Source organism: Sandarakinorhabdus glacialis (assembly GCF_014643455.1).
GTDB classification, from domain to species: domain Bacteria; phylum Pseudomonadota; class Alphaproteobacteria; order Sphingomonadales; family Sphingomonadaceae; genus Sandarakinorhabdus; species Sandarakinorhabdus glacialis.
Window position 1 is genome coordinate 1 of record NZ_BMJM01000032.1, and the last position, 2061, is coordinate 2061.

Consider the following 2061-nt stretch of genomic DNA (forward strand, 5'->3'; position numbering starts at 1 on the left):
CAACCCATTGCGATTGACGAAGACTATGCCGCTCAACACCCGACGATCGTCAACCCTCGGCTTCCCATGGCTCTTGGGAAAATATGGCTCAAGCCGCGCAATCTGTTCGTCCGTCAGCCAGTACAGGTTGCTCATGCACAGTCTCCTCACGGAGCCTGAATCAGATCGTGCCTCTCAGATCAATGGGTCCTGACCCTAGCTTCAGTTTCCCCAACCGAGTAATCGATAGCTATTGTGTCAAGATACGCTTCCGCTGAAAAGATTGACCAGTCTAGATCAGGGATAAGCACCTCATTTCGCTGCCCTTTGCGTTCACTGATCGAATAAAGGCTCATCCGCGCGCCGAGCTTTGCGGCTGCGAATCGGCCGATGCCTTTCGAGCCCATCATGACCCTGTTCTTGCTCGGGGAGCGCCGGTTGTTGACTTTGGCGGTGGTCGCCGGCTCCATCCACTTTTCCTGTATGTCTTCAAGCGCCATCCCATGGCCGTCGTCTTGCACAACGATAGACCCGGCGCCGGGAATTAGTGGAGGCACGAACTTAACGGTGACGTATGATGCGTCGGCATCATAAGAATTTTTAACGAGTTCTATTACAGCCGCCTCGGGGCCGCTTATGAGCTGATCTCCAATTGTCCGGATGATTCGGGCACGGGGGCGAAAGCGCAGCTTTTCGGTTTTCTGCTGATTCATGCCATAGCCCCCTCAGCCGCAGTGATGGCTATGGCTTTTCGCTACGGCAAGCCAAAACGAAATCCCATGACTTTTTTGTTCGGCCGCTGATCGTCCTGACAACCGCCATCGCCTAACCGATATCCAGTGGCTTCGCACTGCGCGGAGGTCGAACCGGCCGCTGCCGCAGCTTGCTGGCGGGCAGCAGCTTGATGGCAACGGGCTGCAGATGCTCGGTGACGACAGGGATTTTATCGAAGGCCTTTTTGAGTTTTCGAACCTCAGTAGCGCTGGCGTATCGATCGTCGGTCAAGTTGCCCATCTTGCGACCAAGACCATCGGCAGCAGTCTTCGTCGGCACACCGGCTCGCAAAAAGCCATCAGTCGCGCTGTGGCGGAAAGACTGAATATCCTTGGTAGTCCCGTCAGGGAACGCGCCCTCGACGATATACTGCCACCAAAGCGCGTAGAAGTTATCCCCGTATTTTTTTTGAACTCGTGGCTTCTCCGGGTCAGAAGGCTCGATTACCTTGTCACTAGGCTCCAGCTCTGGGAAAAGGAGGTCGTGTCCGGCGGCTCGAACTGCTTCGACATAGTCGAGAAAGCCGAGTCTTATGAGTTCCTTGTGGAGGGGTACAAATCGCCTTGATCTTGCGGTCTTGACCCTTCCGGTTTCGCTATCATCAATCCGGAAGCCAAGGACGCCGAACAGAGGTTCGACCTCATACAGGAGCGTTTTACTGACTTCCTCGCGCCGAACGCCTTGGTACCACGCAAGCAAGGGTATCCAATATGCCGAATCGTGGACTATAATTGTTCCAGCGAGTAGACGTTTTTTTGGCGTCAACCCGCTGCAACCGGTCCATATTGGAAGTTTGAATATCGCTCGAGCTTCTTCGTCAGGCCATGGGTCCTTCTTATTACGCTCGTCTTCCGTATCAGTCTGCTTCATGTCCTCCCAATAATGGGGGCGGATTGGTAGATGCTCGCTCTTTTCGAGCCATGCATACAACTGTTGGAGATGGCCGGAATGCCGGTTGATTGTCCCAGCGGCCAAGCCGACTTTGTCCTTTGGCAATACACTAGCCGGACTCTGAGCTAGAGCTCTTGGTCCAACGCGCAGGGCCCTTTGGGCTCTTGGCGCCTTATCGGCCTCAGATGCAGCATTTGCCTGAGCCAGCTTCATCGCTTTGCCACGTGCGGTCCAGTCGGCGAGGGACAACCCCTTGTCGGCCGAACTCTTTCCGCGATTCACCGGAAGATCGTCGTAGGCCTTTCGTAATGCCGTACGCCTACGGTGAAGGCCGCCTTGCCTGGTTTGACGGGTGCCGCGAGGTAGCACCGGTGCAAGCACTGGTGTTTGCACTGATGTTAGCGACGGTGCGATGGG

General features: G+C 55.4%; 3 protein-coding genes. All 3 read right to left on the reverse strand.

The annotated features are described in order from the left end of the window. Positions 1-135, reverse strand: a 135-nt coding sequence (locus IEW98_RS15990; protein WP_188764523.1) for a transposase, incomplete at its 3' end; no start/stop codon positions are given. 44 nt (positions 136-179) lie between these two features. Continuing rightward, a complete protein-coding gene (locus IEW98_RS15995) occupies positions 180-692 on the reverse strand; it encodes an ATP-binding protein (RefSeq protein WP_188764524.1) in 513 nt (170 codons plus the stop codon). A 112-nt stretch (positions 693-804) separates the two neighbouring features. Further along, on the reverse strand, positions 805-2061 hold a 1257-nt coding region (locus IEW98_RS16000), incomplete at its 5' end, for a site-specific integrase (RefSeq protein ID WP_503826714.1).